The 20,788-nt window shown below is 37.6% G+C and carries 15 protein-coding genes; 4 read left to right on the top strand and 11 right to left on the bottom strand.

Annotated features, from left to right (window positions below; translation table 11 throughout):
* Positions 1-5: 5 nt before the first annotated feature.
* Positions 6-1,265 (top strand): S41 family peptidase, encoded by a 1,260-nt coding sequence (locus FHG85_RS11725; protein WP_173076110.1) that lies wholly within the window; start codon positions 6-8, stop codon positions 1,263-1,265.
* Between the two features lie 108 nt (positions 1,266-1,373).
* Positions 1,374-1,934 carry a crossover junction endodeoxyribonuclease RuvC gene (gene ruvC / locus FHG85_RS11730; RefSeq protein ID WP_173076112.1) on the top strand — a complete coding sequence of 187 codons (561 nt, stop codon included), beginning with the start codon at positions 1,374-1,376 and terminating at the stop codon, positions 1,932-1,934.
* 69 nt (positions 1,935-2,003) lie between these two features.
* Here the strand turns inward: ruvC and FHG85_RS11735 are convergent, their stop codons facing one another.
* The 8 genes from FHG85_RS11735 to FHG85_RS11770 form a co-directional block, all read right to left on the bottom strand.
* The gene (locus FHG85_RS11735) at positions 2,004-3,203 is read right to left on the bottom strand and encodes a pyridoxal phosphate-dependent aminotransferase (protein WP_173076114.1); all 1,200 of its coding nucleotides are present in this window, start codon (positions 3,201-3,203) and stop codon (positions 2,004-2,006) included.
* A gap of 164 nt (positions 3,204-3,367) precedes the next feature.
* Entirely contained in the window at positions 3,368-3,700 is a 333-nt protein-coding gene (gene secG, locus FHG85_RS11740; protein ID WP_173076116.1) for a preprotein translocase subunit SecG, read from the bottom strand.
* Between the two features lie 25 nt (positions 3,701-3,725).
* Positions 3,726-4,595 (bottom strand): hypothetical protein, encoded by an 870-nt coding sequence (locus FHG85_RS11745; protein WP_173076118.1) that lies wholly within the window; start codon positions 4,593-4,595, stop codon positions 3,726-3,728.
* A 3-nt stretch (positions 4,596-4,598) separates the two neighbouring features.
* Positions 4,599-5,114, bottom strand: coding sequence for an LptE family protein (locus FHG85_RS11750; protein WP_173076120.1), 516 nt, complete (start codon positions 5,112-5,114; stop codon positions 4,599-4,601).
* A 2-nt stretch (positions 5,115-5,116) separates the two neighbouring features.
* Positions 5,117-6,370 (bottom strand): sigma-54 interaction domain-containing protein, encoded by a 1,254-nt coding sequence (locus FHG85_RS11755; RefSeq protein WP_173076123.1) that lies wholly within the window; start codon positions 6,368-6,370, stop codon positions 5,117-5,119.
* Between the two features lie 70 nt (positions 6,371-6,440).
* Positions 6,441-7,400 carry an IS30 family transposase gene (locus FHG85_RS11760; protein WP_173076125.1) on the bottom strand — a complete coding sequence of 320 codons (960 nt, stop codon included), beginning with the start codon at positions 7,398-7,400 and terminating at the stop codon, positions 6,441-6,443.
* Between the two features lie 252 nt (positions 7,401-7,652).
* Positions 7,653-8,561: a hypothetical protein gene (locus tag FHG85_RS11765; RefSeq protein ID WP_173076127.1), complete on the bottom strand. Its 909-nt coding sequence runs from the start codon at positions 8,559-8,561 to the stop codon at positions 7,653-7,655.
* Positions 8,558-9,400, bottom strand: coding sequence for a hypothetical protein (locus tag FHG85_RS11770; protein WP_173076129.1), 843 nt, complete (start codon positions 9,398-9,400; stop codon positions 8,558-8,560). Before FHG85_RS11770 ends, FHG85_RS11765 begins: the two co-directional genes overlap by 4 nt.
* 239 nt (positions 9,401-9,639) lie before the next feature.
* Between FHG85_RS11770 and FHG85_RS11775 the strand changes: the two genes are divergently transcribed.
* Positions 9,640-14,892 carry a T9SS type A sorting domain-containing protein gene (locus FHG85_RS11775; RefSeq protein WP_173076131.1) on the top strand — a complete coding sequence of 1,751 codons (5,253 nt, stop codon included), beginning with the start codon at positions 9,640-9,642 and terminating at the stop codon, positions 14,890-14,892.
* A gap of 195 nt (positions 14,893-15,087) precedes the next feature.
* Here FHG85_RS11775 and FHG85_RS11780 read toward each other — a convergent pair whose 3' ends face one another.
* Positions 15,088-16,212, bottom strand: coding sequence for a DUF1972 domain-containing protein (locus FHG85_RS11780; RefSeq protein WP_173076133.1), 1,125 nt, complete (start codon positions 16,210-16,212; stop codon positions 15,088-15,090).
* A complete protein-coding gene (locus FHG85_RS11785) occupies positions 16,209-17,426 on the bottom strand; it encodes an ATP-binding protein (protein ID WP_173076135.1) in 1,218 nt (405 codons plus the stop codon). Before FHG85_RS11785 ends, FHG85_RS11780 begins: the two co-directional genes overlap by 4 nt.
* A gap of 121 nt (positions 17,427-17,547) precedes the next feature.
* On the opposite strand from FHG85_RS11785, the gene FHG85_RS11790 reads away from it, so the two are divergent.
* Positions 17,548-19,839 (top strand): GAF domain-containing protein, encoded by a 2,292-nt coding sequence (locus tag FHG85_RS11790; RefSeq protein ID WP_173076137.1) that lies wholly within the window; start codon positions 17,548-17,550, stop codon positions 19,837-19,839.
* On the opposite strand, the gene FHG85_RS11795 is transcribed toward FHG85_RS11790, so the two are convergent.
* Positions 19,836-20,642 (bottom strand): DUF2797 domain-containing protein, encoded by an 807-nt coding sequence (locus FHG85_RS11795; RefSeq protein ID WP_173076139.1) that lies wholly within the window; start codon positions 20,640-20,642, stop codon positions 19,836-19,838. The genes FHG85_RS11790 and FHG85_RS11795 overlap by 4 nt on opposite strands.
* Positions 20,643-20,788 lie beyond the last annotated feature (146 nt).

Genomic DNA, 20,788 nt, shown 5'->3' on the forward strand with positions numbered 1-20,788 from the left:
GAGCTATGAAAAATAAGATAATTGCACTTTTCGCTTTAACCGCACTGCTCATTCTTACCTCATGCGAAAAGGATGATCAATCGAGCAATGCAATCATAAATAAATCAACTTATGAGTTGATGAAGGAATGGTACTTTTGGTACGACCAGTTGCCAGAGGTTGATCCTAATAGCTATCCCGATCCAAAGGCTTTAGTAGAAGCGATTCGTGTTAACCCACCCGATAGATGGAGTTATGTTACAACCAAGCAGGAACACGATGCTTACTACAAGCAAGCAGAATACATAGGTTTTGGATTTGGTACTGCCTTTACAGAAGATTCTAAACTTTATATCACCTTTGTTTTTAAGTCGTCGCAACTTTATGCGGCAGGAATCAGAAGGGGTTGGGAGATTATAGGAATCGATGGACAAACTCCTACACCAGACAATTACGCTAATCTTCTAGGTCCTTCAGAGGAAGGAGTAACAAAAACTTTTACCTTCAAATCGCCTGAAGGGAATATAGTTGAACACACCTTTGTAAAAGGCCACATCGACATTAATACGGTATTAATGGATACTGTTTACAACTTCAATGAAAGAAAAGTGGGTTACTTCGTACTAAAAAGTTTTGTTGAAAAAACGGCTGATGAACTTGAAACTGTTTTTCAGAAATTTAAAAAGGAAAATGTTGACGAGCTAATTTGTGATTTACGTTACAACACTGGTGGACTTGTTAGCGTTTCATGCCTACTGGGGAGCCTACTTTATCAAGTTAGTGATACCAATACCGTTTTTGGGAGTTATGTGCATAACGATAAAAAAACGGATAACAACTCTTCGATATACTTTAAACCCAATGCTAATGCGCTTGTGTTAGATAGAGTACTGTTCATTACTACTGAGAACACAGCATCAGCAAGCGAACTAGTAATTAATGCGCTAAAACCATACATAACCGTTTCCCTTATAGGAAGCAGAACCCATGGTAAGCCTGTTGGCATGTATTCGTTTGCTTTTAACGACCCAACTATAGATTGGTTAATAGTTCCAGTATGTTTTACAATACGCAACGCCAAGAATGAAGGCGATTACTATGATGGTATACCTGTTGATGTTGAGGCAGATGATGATATCTTCACCCCCTTTGGTGAAATAACCGAGAATAGCCTAAATTCAGCCCTTACTTATTTAGGAATAAGTACCAGTAAGGTTTCAAAGCATACTGTAAAATCTAAGGCAATTACAGGTAAAGGACTTTACGAGGAAATTGGAGCATGGTAACTGTTTTCTTTCCCTTATTATCCTTTTTACTTTACCCTTAATCCTTAATCCTTTATCCTTAATCCTTTATCCTTTATCATTAATCCTTATATCTTTAATCCTTAAAACATGACATCTGCAAGAACCATACTAGGAATAGACCCCGGAACAAATGTTATGGGCTATGGAATAATACGATGTACAGGTAAAAACTCAGCTAAACTAGTTGTTCTTGGAGTAATTGAACTTAAAAAATTCCCCGACCATTACACCAAGCTAAAGGTTATTTACGAAAGGGTTCAGCATTTAGTTGATGAGTACAAGCCTAATGAAGTGGCTATAGAAGCGCCTTTTTACGGCAAAAATGTTCAAAGTATGCTTAAACTTGGAAGGGCACAAGGAGTTGCCATGGCTGCAGTTCTTTCGCGCTCCATTCCAATCTACGAATATGCCCCTCGTAAAATAAAGATGGCAATTACAGGTGTAGGGAGCGCCTCAAAAGAACAGGTTGCTGCCATGCTAAAAAGCATCCTAGGAGAAAAAGACTTTGACCAGAAACATTTGGATGCAACCGACGGCCTAGCAGCTGCTGTATGCCATTTTTTCCAAGGCGAGCAATCTTCAAACGACGGCAAAGCAAGGAGTTGGGAAGATTTTATTAGAAAGAATCCAGACAGAATTAAAAAGTAAGAGTTCCCTTTTAAAATAAACCCCGATAATATATTATCGGGGTTTTAACTTTTAAATCTATAGGATTTCTTACAGGGTTCTACCTGGGTACTGCTTTAATGCTATATCGAGGCATTCAATTGCATTTTTCAAATCATCAACATTTAATACGTATGCAATGCGAACCTCATTTTTTCCAAGACCTGGTGTAGAGTAGAATCCAGTTGCTGGAGCAAGCATAACAGTTTGGTTGTTATGCTCAAAATGCTCTAATAACCACTGAGCAAACTTATCGCTATCGTCAATAGGCAGCTTTACAACGGTGTAGAATGCACCTTTTGGCTTGGGGCAGTAAACACCCTCCATTTTATTAAGCGCCTCAACCATAAAATCACGACGTTTAATATACTCGTCGTAAACCTCTTTGAAGTACTCTGCTGGTGTATTCAAAGCGCCTTCAGCAGCAATCTGTCCGAATGAAGGTGGTGATAGGCGTGCTTGAGCAAATTTCATGGCTGTAGCAATCACCTCTTTATTCCTGGTAACAAGTGCGCCAATCCTAACACCACACATGCTGTAACGCTTGGAAACGGAATCCATTAGAATAACATTATTCTCTAGGCCTTCAAGCATCATGGCTGAGAAATGTGAATTGCCGTCGTAGCAGAATTCACGGTAAACCTCGTCGGAAAACAGGTATAAATCGTGTTTCTTAACGATGGTAGCTAGTTGCTCTAACTCTTCTTTAGAGTACAGGTAACCGGTAGGATTATTTGGATTACAAATTACAATTCCCTTTGTTTTTGGGGTGATTAGCTTTTCAAACTCTTCTACTGGAGGTAGCGCAAAATCATTCTCAATTGAAGAAACAATTGGTTTTACTACAACTCCGGCTTGAACTGCAAAGCCATTGTAGTTAGCATAGAAAGGTTCAGGAATTATAACCTCATCGCCAGGGTTTAGGCAGGTTAAAAAAGCAATTGTAATTGCCTCAGACCCACCGGCAGTAATAATCATGTCGTTATGGGTGATATCAATTCCCACATTCTGATAATACTTGGCAAGCCCCCTTCTATAACTCTCTATACCCGCTGAGTGGCTATACTCAACAACTTTAATATCGCAGTTCTTAACGGCATCAAGGGCTTCCTTAGGTGTGGGAATATCGGGTTGACCAATATTAAGGTGATAAACCTTCCTTCCTTTACGTTTTGCCTCTTCGGCATATGGCACCAACTTCCGAATGGGGGAAGCAGGCATTGCTAATCCTTTTTCTGATATTCTTGGCATGGCGTTTATTAGTTTAGTTTCTGATTTGATGGCAAATCTATTGAATTGGTTTAACAAATATATAGCATTATGCTATAAAACATTTTAGGCCCATCCCCATAATGAGGGTGAGCCTAAAACAAACCACTAATATTTTTAAGCGCTAAAGCAATGATTTTCTTGATTTAGTTAGCTGAATCACTACTTTGTTCTGTAGGTATTGGAATCTCTGGCAATGCAGTTGGTTGATTTTCTTTAACCTTCGACTCAACAACAGACTTCTGTTCTTCACCATGTTTAGGCTGAGTAATAGTAGCTAATAAACTTAACGCAACTAATGCAATAGCTAAATACCAAGTTGCTTTTTCTAAGAAATCGGCTGTACGACGAGCGCCCATCACCTGATTAGAACCAGCAAAGGTCGATGACAATCCACCACCTTTGGGATTCTGTGCTAAAACGATAAGTATCAGTAGTATTGATACTATCACTACAAATGTCATTATAATCGTAAACATCGCTTATGGTAATTTATAGTTTAACTTATTCTTGTTGTTCCTTTTTGAGCTTTTCAATCTGGTCGGCAAAGTAACTACTTTTTTCTGGATATTTCAAACGTAATTTTTCGTAAACAGTAATTGCTTTGTCAATATAACCCTGAAGAGCATAAATCTCTGCTAAAGTTTCTGTAGCAAGTTCTTCTGGTTCTTTTACGGAATGAACCGATATGTCCTCTACATTCTCAGCTTCTACTGGTTTTTGCGGTGCAACTGGACGAGGGATAGTAGGCTGCTCCGTAATAAATTTTTCTATTAGGTCGGAAGTATTATTTTGTGCCTCACTACCATTCTCAATTAGCTCAAGAATATCAGTGTCATCAAAACTTGTCTTTTTTGAATCGGCATCAATGGTAATCGTAGGCTTTTCATCATTATCAATAAGCAATATTGCATCATCGTCTCTCTTTTTCTTTGGCCTACCTCGTTTCTTTGCTGGTTTAGAACCCTCAACCTCCGATGACTTAGCAGCTGCAGTTTTTTTACTTTTAGTAGATTTTTTGGCTGTAGTTTTTTTCTTAGCCGCAGATTTTTCCTTGCTCTCTTTTGGGGGCTTCTCTTCAAGTTCTTCTTTAGCAACCTTTGGTTCAGCTTCTTTAGTTTTACTAATGGAATCAACCTCATTAAGTTCAGACAGCAAAGAAACTAAGTATCGACGATTTGGGATAAAAATAGACTGCTTGGCAAGTTCACTTTTGAACTTATTGATATCGGTTTTATATAGTGCAAGAAGTTTTACTATTCGACCCGCAGTAAAAAACGGGTAACGCGATAATAGGTCATCCAGCTCATCGCACTTAGTTTGTGTGCAAAGCTGGACATCATTAATCAGGTTATAAAATTCTTGCTTTTCCATTATTTACCAATTTGATGCAGCTGCATTGAATATGTCATCTACTAATTTTTCTACAATTTCCTGTACTAACGATTGCTCAACCTGGGCAAAATTCTGGTTGCTATCAAAAACAGCATACTGGGTAAACGTCTTGTCAAAACTTTGCTTTGGGTCTATTGCGTTTACAAATTTAACCTTCACAGATATCGTTAACCTATTCTGTGCAGCTATTTCGTTACCTTGAATTGCAGAAGGCGCAATATTGTAAGTAACTATTTGCCCAGAAAATGCAAAATCGCCAAAATCTTGAACAGGCGAAAGGCTCGTTTGAGTTAAAAATCGATTTTTAAGCTCCTCGGTAATATAGTTAGCTAACGTGGGGTTAACAATGCTTGCTAAGTTCTGAAAAAGTTCAACGCTAAATGTTTTTGCTTCGGGTGGAATTGAAGCTCCTGTAAAAGTATAGCTAACCTTACAACTATTCTGTGAGAGTAAAGCAAAAAGTAAAATCAGTAAAGCAGCAACCTTGCGTTTTATCATAGCTAAAGATTAATTTTATACTCTTTTATTTTCCTATAAAGTGTTCGTTCTGATATCCCTAAATCTTGCGCAGCTAATTTCCTTCTACCATTGTGTTTTTCTAGTGCCTTTATTATAAGTTCTTTCTCCTTCTCCTCAAGCGAAAGAGTTTCCTCTTGAATTTCTTCAGTATCCTGAATATCGCTTAAATCCTTAACAAAAGCTTTACTTTCGGATGGTCGTGCAATGGTAGGAGAAATAATTGGCTCATTGACGCTTGAATTCATGTCTTGGAATATGGGCGAGGAAGAAATCTGCTCAGCCGATACTTTACCTGATCGCATTAGATCAAAAACAAGCTTTTTGAGCTCATTCATATCGCTTCGCATGTCATACAAAATCTTATAGAGGATTTCACGCTCAGTGGCAAAGGTTTGCTCGTCAACAACACCCCTTTTGTTAAAGAGGGTTGGAAGCTGCGATGAGCTATAATCAGGCAGGTAACGCTTTAGCGTTTCAGCATCGATATCCCTTTTTTGTTCAATTATTGAGATTTGTTCAGTAACGTTTTTAAGTTGTCGAACATTCCCAGGCCAATAATACGAAATAAGTACCTTACGTGCCTCATCATCTAAAACAATTGGGGGCATTCTATACTTCTCGGCAAAATCAACAGCAAATTTTCTAAATAGTAATGGGATATCCTCTTTACGGTCACGCAACGGGGGAATTGTTATCGGCACAGTGTTCAAACGGTAGTAGAGGTCTTCGCGGAACTTGTTTTCTGTTATTGCATCAACAAGATTAACATTGGTGGCAGCAACAACACGTACATTTGTTTTTTGAACCTTTGATGAACCAACACGAATAAATTCGCCAGTCTCCAAAACTCTCAGTAGTCTCACCTGCGTTGAGAGTGGTAGCTCTCCCACCTCATCTAAAAAGATTGTTCCTCCATCGGCAACCTCAAAATATCCTTTTCGGCTATCGGTTGCACCAGTAAAAGCGCCCTTCTCGTGTCCAAAAAGTTCGGAATCAATTGTTCCTTCGGGAATAGCACCACAGTTAACAGCAATATAAGTTCCATGCTTCCTTGAACTGTAGCTATGTATGATTTGAGGAAACACCTCCTTACCCGTTCCACTCTCACCTGTAATTAAAACTGACAAATCGGTTGGTGCCACCTGTCGGGCAATATCAATTGCTCTATTCAGCAACGGGTTATTACCAATAATCCCAAAACGTTGTTTTATACTTTGTAATTCCATGTCTGCCATATAACTGACAAAATTACATAAAATTTCCGCATTATATTGCCTAAGATATAAAGAAATTAAATCCGTAAATTCAACAAGCAAATGCGACACAATTAAAGAACTCTGTTTTTGGAGTACTAAAATGCAAAGTCTTCCTTGGTCTTCTGTTTATTTTATGTTGTACATGTTTCACAAAATCTGAATCAAAGTTATCAAAATTTGATTTTTTAGGGATGTACTGTCTTATTAATTTATTAGAGTACTCACTTAATCCCCTTTCCCAAGAAGAATATGGATGAGCGAAGTAAAAGTCAGCCTGCAATTTTTTCGCTATTTTTTCATGTCTGGCAAATTCGGAACCGTTATCACTGGTTATTGATTTTACGCTGTTCTTATAGGGCAGTAGCATTCTAATTACGGTATTAGCAAGTCCATCTGCATCTTTACCATCCTCCAATTTCCTTATTAAAATCATTGATGTTTTTCTTTCAACTAAAGTTACCATTGCTCCTTTATTATTCCTCCCAACAATTAGGTCAATCTCCCAATCACCAAAACGCTCCTTGTTGTTTATTACAGCAGGCCTATCGTCAATGGAAACCTTGTTTTTTATAACTACACGCTTCCCTCCAACAGGACGATTGCGGTGTTTTAGCTTATGCCGCATATGCTTATGCAGCTCCCCTCCAGCCTGTTTATCTGCCCTTATGTACTGGTATATTCTTTCATGAGATACCATTTCAATTCCATTTCTATCACAATGTCCCTTTATTTGCTCAGGCGACCACTGCTCTTCTTTTATCCAATTGTCTATCTTTACTTGCATGCTTGTATCAAACCTGCGATTCTGACAGAAACGCTCTTTCCTCTCTTCCGCTAACTCGTTAGCAGAATCAGGATTATAAGCACCTCGCTTGCTACTATTGCGACTTATTTCACGATAAATAGTGCTCTTGTGAACTTTTAAAGCCCTGGCTATTTCACTTTTTGTTTTCCCGCAATCCAAATACGCTTTTAATGCGTATCTTTGCTCCAATGTCAAATGCTTCATCCGTATTTTTTTTGGCGAAAACAAAGGTCGAACATTTGCATTAAGAGAGAAAATACTTTTTAGTTTTTCTCTCTTTCTTTAATTTAAATTCTTTTCTTGTCGTTGCCTATTGATAATCAGAATAACTTTTTTAACGCTTTGCTAAAAGTTATTTCCGATTATCAACAGACCATCACCATCATCATTCAAGAATTTTTTTCGCATTTACTAATTGAACTTTCAATCAATATAATATTGCCAACAAATAATAGTTTAAAAGGGATATCCCCAATGTTTTAATCTATCAGCATCAATCCAAGTTGATAAGTTCTGGTTTGATTCTTTGAATCGTTTTTCAATCCAATTATGAATATCTTTTGAAAACTGAAATTTAGGTAAACTACAAAACGAATCAATATATTTAGTAAGACTTCTTGAAAATTTATACAACCTTGGAATATTAAAAAAGTACTGCTTGTATGGGGTATTACCTAATGTAAATCGATTTAAAAATCTTTGTTTTTGCAAGGAAATAGATGAAAGACGTTTATTAAGTCGATTTGGTGAAATTTTTTCATTCAAATCGATTTGCAGATCTTCGCAGTAGTGTTTAATAAACTCTGAAGGGTCTTTTTCAAATTCCTCAAATAAATAAATATGAACTTTATCTACACCATACAACGTCACATAAGTACCAATAACCTTATCATACTCATATACTTTAGGATTAAAAAGGTGATACCCCATGAATGGTTTTCTATATAATCTTTTAATCCCTAAGTATCTTTTTGCAGAGTAGGTTCCGCCACTCATTATATAGTGGCTATAAGCCGACTCCAAGGCAGCATGCTGATTTCGAATAAAAAAAACGATTTCAGCATCAGGAAATAACAGGTAAAGCCGTTTGGCCATTAGGTCAAAAAACTCTCCGTTTCCAAAACCAATATCGAGTCCTCCTAGAAATATCTCGTCGCAAATAACAACTCTGTTGTCGCCAGAAATTTGCTCTATCTTGTTTTTTATTTCTTGATGATTGAAACTAAATATGTCCTGAAAGACAATGTTATCGAAGACAAAATCTCTGCTCAAAAAACAAACATTCTTAATATTGGGATAGAAAGTTTGCTGAAACCATGTTGTAGCAGTTTTGGGAAAGCCAATATGTAGAATGGTTTTACTCATAGGAAATATCCGAATTTTTCAAGATCGTCCCTGCTCACATATTTTGTTAAATTTTGGTTATGCTGGCTATAAAAGTTTTTGATGTACTCTAAATCTTTTGGCTTTAAGAAATCATCCTCTCTTAAATAACGACCGAAAATGGGCATTGGGTTTAAATACTTAACCACTCCTTTGCCGATTAATGTCATTCCAGGGATATGGCAGATGTAACGTTTACGCCCTAATGGTTTTTTATAGAAATGATTAATGATTTTTAGTAAAGGCATGGTAATTCTCCTTAACCCTCTGTTTATTGGATTAAAATTTATTTTTTCCCAATTAATTTCAAGGTTATGTTCTTCACAGAATTTTTTTGTAAAGGCACTTATGTCTTCTTTCAAATTCTCATACAAGTAAACGTAAACACTATCATCACCAAACAATTTTTTATAGTGAGAAATTAGATTATCGTACAATAAGTGCTCAAACCAAAATACTTCGCCAGAATACAACCAACGTCTAAATCCAAATGTACCACCATTTTTAACATACTGCTGATATGCCGATGCGATTAACGATTGCTGACGACGAATAAAAATTAGAACTTTAGCTTCAGGAAATACTAACTTTAGTTTATGCGAAATTCCATATGAAAAATATCCATAATTGAAACCAGAATTAATGGCAGTAGAGAAGAACTCTGAACTTATTATAAGATTATTTTTTTCATCATTTAATAGAATATTTCGAACATTAGGTGAATCAAAGTTAAAGCAATCGCTTGAAAGTATATGTTTATTTGCCTCTTTCCATGAAATAAAATGATAGTTTAAAACATTAGGAAACAGTGATTCTTGCAACCAAGTTGTTGCAGTTTTGGGATATCCAATATGAATTATTATTTTATTTTTTCACAAATTTCATTTTACTGTAAATATAATGTCTATTTTATTAATTTTGAGTAAAAGATCTTTCATATTATGAGTTGAAAATTGTACATTTTATTACTAATAACCTATTAATATTTTTTATATTTTCATTTTCTTTATTTTAAGAACTTTGGCTTCATTTTTGATTAAAATATGTTAAACAAGCTAAGATGAAAACAAAAACATTTCTACTGACAATAATAGGATTTGGTTTAAGTGTATTTGCAGAAGCACAAAGCGATTGGATATGGTTAAAGCATTTCACTCAATCGCCCAATCCAAATTCAACAAATGAGTTAGGGATTGCTCAAGTTGAATATTTAAATTCTGGAGATATTTATGTTTATGGTTCCTATAAATCAACTTTAACTATTGATGGTACTACAAAAGTGGGCTTCCCCGACGCATCAAGCACTAAGCTTGATATCTTTTTAGCAAAGTTCGATTCTAATGGTAATTTGACATGGATCAATACTATTGGAGGAAGCGGAGGAGATTCTCCTGATGCGTTCGTAGTTGATAGTTATGGGAACGTTTACATCACTGGTTTTTATCAAGGAACATGTGATTTTGGGTCTGGAAACACTCTTACATCAGATGGTGGAAACGATGGTTTTATTGCTAAGTATAATTCAGATGGGATATTCCAGTGGGTTCTTAATGCTGCAAAAGGAACTTCCAACGAAAGGATTTCAGCAATAACCTTAGGAAAAGATGGCAACCTTTATGTTGCTGGCATGTCTAAAAGTGCAACATTTACAGTTGGCGATGGCACCAACCAGGACGTATACACTAACAGCGATTCATATGTCGACCTGTTCCTTGCAAGTTTCACCCCATCGGGAACTTATCGATGGTCAAAACAAATCCCTGGTGACAACAACTCCTCTCTTTTTCGCTCCATTGGCATAGATGAGTCTAATAACCTTTATGTTGGAGGTGCATTGACTGGCACTCTTACCATTGACGGAACACCCTACACATCAGTTGGAAGTGGCGATATCATTTTAGTTAAAGCCAGCTCTGTTGATGGAACCACCCTCTGGGTGCGTAAAGGTGGTAGCCTGGCAGATGATCAGCTTAATAGTATAACAGTTTACGACAATTCTGCTTATATTATCGGATATATTCAAGGTACAGGAACAATTGACAGTACAGCAACCTTTCAATCATCACAATTCCAAACAGTTGGTGGCAACGACATATTTCTAGCGAAATATAACCTTGAAGGTCGCCTTATTTGGAAACGAACCATCGGATCAACAGGTGCTGATGTTGGTTATGGACTTAATGTTTATAACAACATCCTTGTAGCCACAGGTTACTTCTCAAACTCAATCGATTTTAACCTGAACACAATTACATCGGGTGGAGGTGTTGATGCAGGTTTTTTCGTGTTTGATGTTGAGTCCAATGCTGTTCTTGCTAACTCTGTTTCAGGAACATTAGAAGATCGTGGACAGGGAGTTGCCTTAGATACAGATTACAATGTGTATTTAGGGGGGTATTTTACTTCTCCCACACTTACCGTTGGAACAAACACATTAACCAATTCGGCCTCCACATATAATGATTTATTCCTAACTAAGTACCATAACGATTTCACGGCAACATTCACCTACAAGAAAGATGTTAGCTGTAATGGTGGAAGTAACGGTGCCCTAACGGTTACTCCCTATTTTGGGCAACCCCCATACACCTATTCCTGGCTAAAAGATGGGATCCCATTTTCTGCCACAGATTCTGCTATTACCAACATCTCCGCAGGAACATATCAGGTAACTGTAACCGATAATAACTCAAATCAATCAACAGTTAGCTATACTATTCAAGAACCCACAGCTTTAAATATTAGCAAGACAATTACCAATGTGAGCTGCTATGGCTTACAAGATGGCGCAATCGACATAACTGTTAGCGGTGGCACACAGCCTTATGGTTACTTTTGGACCTCGGGCAATGGAAACGGGCATATAATTGATAGCGAAGACCAATCAGGGCTCACAGCAGGAGATTATGATGTTCAGGTCACCGATGCCAATGGTTGTAATATCTCCGATAATATTACAGTATCCCAACCAGCAGAAATTCAAATTAGTGGAAGCGTAACAAACATAACTGGTGCAGGAAACAATGGCGCCGTTGATATTACCGTTAGTGGAGGTAGCGGAGTATTTACTAACTACTCTTGGGTATTTGGAGGTTCAGAAATTGCAACAACCGAAGACATCACAGGTTTAAATAACGGTGGCGAGTATACCGTAACAGTAGCCGACAACTCATCGTGTCAAAATTCTAAATCTTTTAATGTGCTTGATGAAAGGGTTTTCCACGCATGGGTCACAAGCAAAACCGATGTAAAATGTAAAGGCGATAACACGGGTGAGGTAACTATCTCATATACTGACAATATTGGCGCTGTCTCAGTTCTTTGGTCAAGTGGTGAGACAACCCTAACAATTACAAACAAACCAGCAGGCAGCTATACTGCCACACTTATCGACGACAAAGGTACACCTGGTGATACAAGCGACGACGACACAACAACAGTTAATGTAGATATAACAGAACCAGCACAAATTCTTAACGGGTCAATTACTGCATACCCAACAACTTGTTTTGGTGGAAATGACGGAGTTCTTGACTTAACCCCAACAGGAGGAACTGCACCCTACTCCTACTCATGGAATACCACACCGGTAAAAACAACCCAAGACATCAATAATCTTTCAGCTGGCACTTACCAAGTAACTATAACAGACCAGAATGGATGCACAGCAATTAAAAGTGCAGATGTTACAGAACCTGCCGAAATCACATTCGATTTTCTAGCAACTGAACCTACATGTTACAACTCTTATACTGGATCATTGAGTGTTAATAATCTTACAGGTGGAACGGCACCTTATGAATACCTATGGTCTAACACCCTTACTTCACCTACCATTTCAAACGTAAAAGGAGGGAGTTACTGGCTAAAAGTAACCGATAGCAAGGGTTGCAGTAAAACAAACTATACTGTCTTAAATCAACCTACCGAAATCTCAATTTCGCATACAGAAAATAAGCCGACCTGCCCAGAGTCGAAGAATGGGAGCATTGGCCTTACAGTTAGTGGAGGTACCCCAGGATATACATATTTCTGGACTGGTCCAGATATTAGTAGTGCCACAGACAAGGATCAAATCAACCTAGGACCTGGAACATATACAGTAACAGTTACCGATGCTAATTCTTGCACTCAACAGTACCAAATAGAGCTCACTTCAGCAAACCCTGCGCCTAATGCGGTGCTCACAAGCAGCGATTCCGATAATAGCATCTGTACAGGCGATAATGTTATTTTTACTGCTACAGGTGGCGACACCTATGAGTTTTTCCTAAATGGATTACCCATTCAAGGACCTGGACCTGGATTCAGCTATAGTAACTCAGCTTTAGCCGATGGCGATCAGGTTTACGCTGAGGTAACATCAAGCGCGGGCTGCAAAGCGCTAACTAACACTATAACTACAACCGTTAATCCATTACCTACAGTTACTGCAAATGCTAGCGCAAACCCAGTTTGCGAAGGCGATGGTGTAACCTTAACAGGTAGTGGCGCCGTTAGCTACTCTTGGGATAAAGGCGTAAATGATGGCGAAGAGTTTTACCCAACTGCAACCGATACTTATACAGTAATTGGCACCGATGCGAATGGTTGTCAAAATACAGATCAGATTACTGTAACCGTAAACCCAGTGCCCAATGCCGTAATTAACACCACCGATCCTTTAGAGTATTGTCAAGGGGAAACAATCAGTACCACACTAAACGCCTCGCCAGCAGATGGATCATATTATCAGTGGTTAAAAGATGGGGGAACAATTGTTGGTGCTAACACAACAACCTATACAGCTACTGAACCAGGATTCTATTCGTTTTATGTCATTAAGAATGGATGTACAGGAATAAGCAATGAAATAGAAATAGTTTCTCATCCACTTCCTACTGTAACCCTTGCCGACTTTTCACCAGTTTGTGAAGATGCATCGACCATAACACTTACCGAAGGCTCCCCTGCTGGTGGTGTTTACTCAGGAACTGGAGTTTCTGGTGATACCTTTGATCCTGCAACTGCAGGCCCAGGGAATCATACTATTACTTACACTTACACCGATGGCAATGGCTGCCAGAACTCTGATTCTAAAGATATTACTGTCAATCCACTTCCAACTGTTTCGCTTGCCGATTTCACACCAATTTGTGAGGATGCATCTCCTATCACACTAACAGAGGGAACTCCATCAGGTGGAGTTTATGGCGGAACGGGGGTTTCTGGCAATTCATTTGATCCTACAACTGCAGGACCAGGAAATCATACAATTACATATACCATTACCGATGGAAATGGATGTGTAAACTCAGCCTCAAAAGACATAATTGTCAACGCGTTACCTTCGGCCACCATATCAACAACAGATCCAACTAACTGGTGCGAAGGCACCCCAATTGATGTAACCTTCACAGCTGAAACTGCCGATAGCTACCAGTGGTTATTAAACAACACCCCAATTGATGGAGCAAATGGTCAAACCTATAATGCCACTTCAGAAGGCGATTACAGCCTACAGGCAACAACCAATGGTTGTACGGCATTTGGAAATACTATAACCATAACTGTGCAAAGTGTACCTTCGGTTTCTATAGCCACATCCGATCCAACAGAATGGTGTGATAACGAAACGGTTAGCACAACACTCACCGCTTCACCAAGTGATGGTCAGGCTTACCAATGGCAGAAAGATGGCACAAATATCGACCAGGCAACAAGTTTTGAATATAATGCCGCAGACGCAGGAACATATCGAGTTGTTGCTACCTTTGGTGGTGGATGTCAAGCTACTTCAAACGAGATAACAGTTACAGTAAACCCTTCACCTAATGTTGATTTACCCGACGATACTATTAAAATTGATGCTTCGCAACAGTACACACTTGATGCAGGGGCAGGCTTTGTATCGTACTTGTGGAACGACTCCTCTACAGAGCAAACCTTGCTTGTAGATGGAAGCATGAGGGGGTTGGGAACTCACAAGTTCTGGGTAACTGTTACCAATGAGTTTGGTTGTAGCGCTACAGATACAGCTGTTGTTAAGGTAACATCAAACAACTCAGTTCCTACAAATAGTTCACTCGACTTTAGCATTTATCCAAACCCAACAAATGGTCAGTTCAATATAAAAGTCTCGAACTTTATTCCTGGCAGATACCGAATTGAAATTTATAACTCAATTGGAGGCTTAGCATTCAGCAAAGAGTTTACGCTAAACTCTACTAGCGATGAAGTACGCTACAACATTAAGCACTTACCAAAAGGCTTGTACTACATACGATTAGGTAACGAAACTAAAAAAATCATCAAAAAGCTAATTCTTGAGTAATATCACTTAGGATATAGTAATTAAGAGGGTGCCTTACAAAAGGCACTCTCTTCTTTTGGAAAACTCATTTCTCTTATTTACCAATTACAGTTGACAACATCACCTTAGAGTCCAAGAAAAAATGGGGGAAGCACTCACTACATAATGCTTACTTATTGGGCGAAAACATTTTTAGTTGAAAGGGCCAAATCCGCGTTAAAATTTACTTTTATCTTTATTTAAACACACAATCTGGTTAAAAATCTTTTCATATTCATCGGCAACTCCATCCCAGGAGTAGTAAAGTTCAATTTTATCAAAGTTTCTTTGCTTGCAATTCTCTATGGTATCAGCTTCAATGCAATCAAATTCATCAATACGTTTAGCCAACGATTTAGCGCTCGAAAAGTATAAAGCATCTTCGCCAAGAACAGCCTGATTGAATTGATTCTTGTGTGCTAGAATAAAACACCTACATGCCATTGCTTCAAGCAGCGATGGATTGGTACCGCCAGCAGTGTGGCCATGTATGTATAGCTTACAATGATAACGCAAAGCATTAAGAACAACCTGATCATAAATCCCCCCTAAAAAAACTATGTTTTCATAATCACCATATACCTTTCTAATTTTATTTGCATATGTAGAATTGGTTTCTCCAACAACAAGCAACTTTCTATTTTTATTCCCGACAAAGTAGTTCAGAATTAACTCAATACTATTTTCAGGTGTAATTCGTGATATCACCAAATAGTACTCATTTAGGTTAAAACTGGTAAGTGAGCGAATGATATCAGGATCTGGGATAACCTCGATAGGGTTTGCACCATAAGGAATATAGTTTATTATTCTTCGATATTTACGGTAAACATCTAAAAGGGCCTTGTTGTCACAAACAATCTGTTCCGAATACTTAAAGGCTAGCCGCTCTGAAAATTTAAGATAAAGTCTTGCAATTAATCCCCATTTAGAACGATTATACTCTAATCCATCGGGGTTTGTAATTATTTTGTTTCTTATCGATCTTGGTAAAAGTAGTAACGAAGGAGAAAAGGCGTATCCGCATTCAATGATTACGTCAATGTTATTTTTTAAGCACCATTTAAGCGACAAGAAATCATAAACTATTGTTTGTAGATTTTGAGGGAGCAACTTGCTAACCGGAATATCCACAACCATAACATTTAACGAAAAAACCTCCATTCCTTTATTATCTGCAGGCCGGGTAACAAAAACTTCCAAACCTCTACTACCTAGAATACAGGAAATTTCTTCGGCAAATCGTTCGAATCCCCCATATCTGTTGGGGATTCCACGAGTTCCAAGAATGGCAATTCTCATTGATGGCTATTATCGAATCGCGGAATGGTAAAATAGAATGTTGAACCCTTATTCACCTCACTTTCAACCCCTATGCTTCCATTATTTTTCTCCACAAAATCTTTACAAAGAATTAGGCCTAACCCCGTACCGCTTTCGTCATTAGTACCTGGAGTTGATGGATTAGTATCTATTCTAAAAAGTTTGTCGACTATTTCCTTCGACATTCCAACCCCATTATCCTTAATAAAAACTCGATATTTATCAAACTCACTTTTTACGCTAACAGAAATTTCACCGTTTTGAGGAGTAAACTTAATAGCATTGCTAATGAGGTTGCGAATAACAGTAGTAATCATATTAACATCAAAATAACCAATATAATCATTGTTATCCACCCAATTTAGCCTGATAGATTTTTTAGAGGCGTTACCCGAAAGTAAATCAATAGTATCTGAAATGATATCAGACAAGTTTGCTTGCTGTGGTTTTGGTGTCAATCTTCCTGTCTGAAGCATTGACCATTGAAGCAGGTTCTCTAGAAGATTAAATGTTTTATTGGAATATCTATAGAGCTGCTCAATAAAGAGTTTGAGGTTTTCGGGCTCAATATTAGAAAACTCTTTAGCAAGAAGTTCAGAAAGAGAAAGCACTGTACTAAAAGGGTTACGCAAATCATGAGCAATTATGGCAAAGAAACGATCTTTCATGTGATTCAGCTGCTCAAGTTCTTTGCGTTGTATTTCAAGTTCTTCCTTTTGTCGCTTAATTTCTAGGTTTTTAGACGTGAGCTGTTCCTCTAAAACATTATAATCTCTCAGTCGCCACACCAATCCAAGTAATAACCCTCTTGCAAGGCTGGGTATTTTAAAAATGTACTTGTTAAACTGTTCCTGGTCGAGTCTTAGAAGCTTAGTATCTTCGATGGCGGTTACTGATGTTGAGCGAGGCGTAGAGTCTAAAAGCGAATACTCACCAAAATATTGGTTTGCGCCGAAAGTTGTAAAAGTATGATTCCCATCGTGGATTTTCACTCTTCCTGAAACAATAAGATACAGAGCAAAGTCCTTATCGCCCTTATTAAACAGGATATCGCCTTTTTTAATCTCGCAAGGTTCCATAACCGAAGCAATACGAAAAAGCGCCCTCTCATCAACCTCTCTAAACAGGGTTATGGTTTTCAATAATGAGACTTTCTCTTTGATTTCTTTTCGTCTTTTTAACCGTTTAAACATGCCTAAAGCTTTATGCTGCTTACAAATATAAATATCTATTTAATTTAAACATATTGTTTAAAGATAAATCAACCATTTTTTTGTAATATTGTGATAGTAATATTCGCAAAACCGTTCACCCATGAAGATATCACTAACCATAAGGCAAAAAATATTGTACTTTATATTAGGTACTGCAATTGTTGTTTTTTCTGTAGTGTTTTACTTTATCAGTTCTTCGTCGCGTCAATTAGCATACAATCAAGCCATAAAGCTAACAAATAGCTATGCACGCCAATACGCTTTAAACATTGAGAGCTGGATAAACCAAGACTTTGCCGTAACCCGTACTCTTGCCACAACATTTCTTGAATACAAACAGCTTCCATTTGATAAATGGCAAAAGCTAATCTACCCGATGTACGAAAGGGTAATTAAAACTACACCCAGAGTAGATGCTTATTGGGATAGTTGGGAATTGAGCAATCTTGACACATCATGGAAAAAGCCTTATGGCCGATACTTTCATATTGTTTATAAACGAAATGGAAAATATTTAACAAAGACTGAGATGAGAAGCCTAGACGGCGATCCTCCAACGTATGAAAGTATGAAAAAAGCTGCAAAAGAATTAATTGCAGAACCCTATATTTCTGAGTTGCAGAACGGCCAAATGATGACCACACTTACATCGCCTTTGCTTGAAAATGGAAAGTTTATTGGATTAATTGGTGCCGATCTTATCCTTACTCGATTTCAGAACCTAGTTCACGAAATTAAGCCCTACCCTAATACTTTTGCCTTTTTACTTTCAAATAATGGCACCTTTCTGGCCCACCCCGATTCAACAATTTACAAAAAAAACATAGCTGACATTTTACCTGAGTTCAATGAGAAGTATGGTATTCTCAAAAAGATAAAAAAAGGGAAAAGCTTTAGCTTTTCACATACCGACGAAAAGGGTAATGGGATTTACTATACTTTTGAGCCAATAAAAATAGGAAAAACTAACACACCATGGGCAATAGGAATTGCAGTTCCTATTAACGATATTCTTGCTGCTGCAAATAAGAATTATAACACCAGTTTTATTCTAGCAGTTATAGGACTGTTGGTTATGATACTTGTTATTTATATAGTATCGAACAATATTGCTAAACCCATTAAGACAATCACACAAATAATTCTTGACTTTGCTAAAGGTAAAATAATTAAAGACATAAAATTAGACACAAAAGGGAACACCGAGATTAGTCAAATGGCTGCAGCGGTAGAGAAATCGCTAATTGGGATTCATAAAAAAACACAATTTGCAAGTGAAATTGGTTCAGGTAATCTTTCAGTTGATCTAGATCTTTTAAGCGAAGACGATCACTTAGGTAAGTCGCTATTGGAAATGCGCGATAATTTACGCAAAGCTCGTGAAGAAGAAGAACAAAGAAAGGTTGAAGAATCTAAAAAACGTTGGATAAACGAGGGGATGGCTAAATTTGGTGAAATTCTTCGCCAAAACAACGATAATCTTACTCTACTTAGTCAAGAACTTATAAAAAACTTGGTCTGGCATCTAAACGCATCGGTTGGAGGAATTTTCTTACTGAATGAAGATTCTGAAACTGGTGATAAAACCTTTGATATGGTAGCAATGTTTGCTTACGATAGAAATAGGCTAATGAAAAGAAGCTACCATTTTGCTGAAGGAATTATAGGAGCATGTGCCGCAGAACGGGATGTCATAATACTAAAGGAAGTACCGCAAGACTATATTGAAATTACTTCTGGTCTTGGTGGCATTAACCCTAACTTCATTATTGCTGTACCTCTTATTTTTGAAGACCAAGTACTTGGAGTAATTGAGATAGCATCACTTCAAGAGTTTAAAGAACATGAAATAGAATTCCTAAAAGACCTCTCCAACAGCATTGCATCAACCCTTAATTCAGTTAAGGTAAACTCTCTTACTGCTGAACTTTTAATGAAATCAAAAGAGCAGGCAGAAATGATGGCAGCACAAGAGGAGGAGATGCGCCAAAACATGGAGGAACTTCAAGCTACTCAAGAAGAAGCAGCACGAAGAACCTTTGAATTTGAGAGCCTTATCAATGCTCTAAATACCGCTGCATTTGTCATGGAGTACGATACCAATGGTTATGTTGTAAACATTAACGATGGCTATCTTAATTTCTTGGGCGCTAAGAGAGAGGATATTATTGGAATGCATTATTCTGATGGCCTGGTGCTATCCGACGAAGAGAAAAAATCATTTGAAAAAACATGGAACGAAATTCTTAATGGCAAAACTCATAAACATAAAACAAAGATTAATCTTTTAGGAAAGGAGTATACCCTCTTAGAATCATATACTCCAACCTTTGACCAAAATGGTCAACTTGTAAAGATACTAAAAATCGCAATGGATATATCAAACATTTAAACGCTAAATTCCACCAAATAGCCTGTATGATTCCGAACATTAAACACAGTACCTGATTCAAATATCAGGTATTGTCCTTTTATTCCAATCAGTTTCTCTTCTATAAAATCAACCTTATCCAAATTTAAAGACTTAATTTTTTGAAGTGTTTCAACTTTGGGGTATGTTATTGTATAAACGATATCTTCCTCAGGTCGGTAATCAAATCCCTTTCCGTTTAAAAATTCCAAAGCCTTTGCCTTTTCTGCTAAAAAATCTTTAGGCACTTCTTCCCTATCTTTTAACATTCGTTGCCAAGCCGTTTTATCTGACAAAATAGCCTTAAGTTCTTCCTCAATAATTCCAGCACTATAGCGGTTTGGTGTTTTACAAATCTTAATAGCATAAGTGGCTCCCTGATCGACCCAACGAGTTGGAATTTGATGGTAACGAGTAACGCCAACCTTTAAACCACCTGTCCAGGCCAAATATACAAAGTGATCGACCAGACAATTTTCTTCGGCAAATTTGATATCCCTTGCTATTCCCTCATGGGCCCTGCATAGTTCCGGTCTTAATACACACTCTTCTGCTTCGGGTACCTTTATAAAACATGGATAGCAAAAACCCTGACCATACGACTTCTTTATCTTTTTGCCACAACTTATACAATATATCTCATGCTGATATCTTAGACCAATGCTTTGACCTACAAGATCATTCATCTTGAGCATACCTTCCTCAAGTTCTATGTAGTAGCTTGGCTTAACTTGGTACTCGCCCCCCTCGTTTTCAAACTTCATCTTTCTTAAAACACCTTTCATATCTTTTCAAATTTAATCGACTTACAAAATACAATGAAATATTAGTACTACCAAACAAACAATGAATGAGAAAGTTTCATTTATTTTTCAGTACCTTGTTTTGCATAGTATTAATTTTATACATATATTTGCAATAAACAAATACT

It is taken from the genome of Tenuifilum thalassicum, assembly GCF_013265555.1.
Taxonomy (GTDB): domain Bacteria; phylum Bacteroidota; class Bacteroidia; order Bacteroidales; family Tenuifilaceae; genus Tenuifilum; species Tenuifilum thalassicum.

Excerpts from the sequence above, each read along its gene's own strand:
- FHG85_RS11750 (WP_173076120.1), bottom strand. The coding sequence starts at position 5,114 with ATGATAAAACGCAAGGTTGCTGCTTTACTGATTTTACTTTTTGCTTTA.
- FHG85_RS11725 (WP_173076110.1), top strand. The coding sequence starts at position 6 with ATGAAAAATAAGATAATTGCACTTTTCGCTTTAACCGCACTGCTCATT.
- FHG85_RS11775 (WP_173076131.1), top strand. The coding sequence starts at position 9,640 with ATGAAAACAAAAACATTTCTACTGACAATAATAGGATTTGGTTTAAGT.
- ruvC (WP_173076112.1), top strand. The coding sequence starts at position 1,374 with ATGACATCTGCAAGAACCATACTAGGAATAGACCCCGGAACAAATGTT.
- FHG85_RS11790 (WP_173076137.1), top strand. The coding sequence starts at position 17,548 with ATGAAGATATCACTAACCATAAGGCAAAAAATATTGTACTTTATATTA.
- FHG85_RS11785 (WP_173076135.1), bottom strand. The coding sequence starts at position 17,426 with ATGTTTAAACGGTTAAAAAGACGAAAAGAAATCAAAGAGAAAGTCTCA.
- secG (WP_173076116.1), bottom strand. The coding sequence starts at position 3,700 with ATGTTTACGATTATAATGACATTTGTAGTGATAGTATCAATACTACTG.
- FHG85_RS11735 (WP_173076114.1), bottom strand. The coding sequence starts at position 3,203 with ATGCCAAGAATATCAGAAAAAGGATTAGCAATGCCTGCTTCCCCCATT.
- FHG85_RS11745 (WP_173076118.1), bottom strand. The coding sequence starts at position 4,595 with ATGGAAAAGCAAGAATTTTATAACCTGATTAATGATGTCCAGCTTTGC.
- FHG85_RS11795 (WP_173076139.1), bottom strand. The coding sequence starts at position 20,642 with ATGAAAGGTGTTTTAAGAAAGATGAAGTTTGAAAACGAGGGGGGCGAG.
- FHG85_RS11765 (WP_173076127.1), bottom strand. The coding sequence starts at position 8,561 with ATGAGTAAAACCATTCTACATATTGGCTTTCCCAAAACTGCTACAACA.
- FHG85_RS11755 (WP_173076123.1), bottom strand. The coding sequence starts at position 6,370 with ATGGCAGACATGGAATTACAAAGTATAAAACAACGTTTTGGGATTATT.
- FHG85_RS11780 (WP_173076133.1), bottom strand. The coding sequence starts at position 16,212 with ATGAGAATTGCCATTCTTGGAACTCGTGGAATCCCCAACAGATATGGG.
- FHG85_RS11760 (WP_173076125.1), bottom strand. The coding sequence starts at position 7,400 with ATGAAGCATTTGACATTGGAGCAAAGATACGCATTAAAAGCGTATTTG.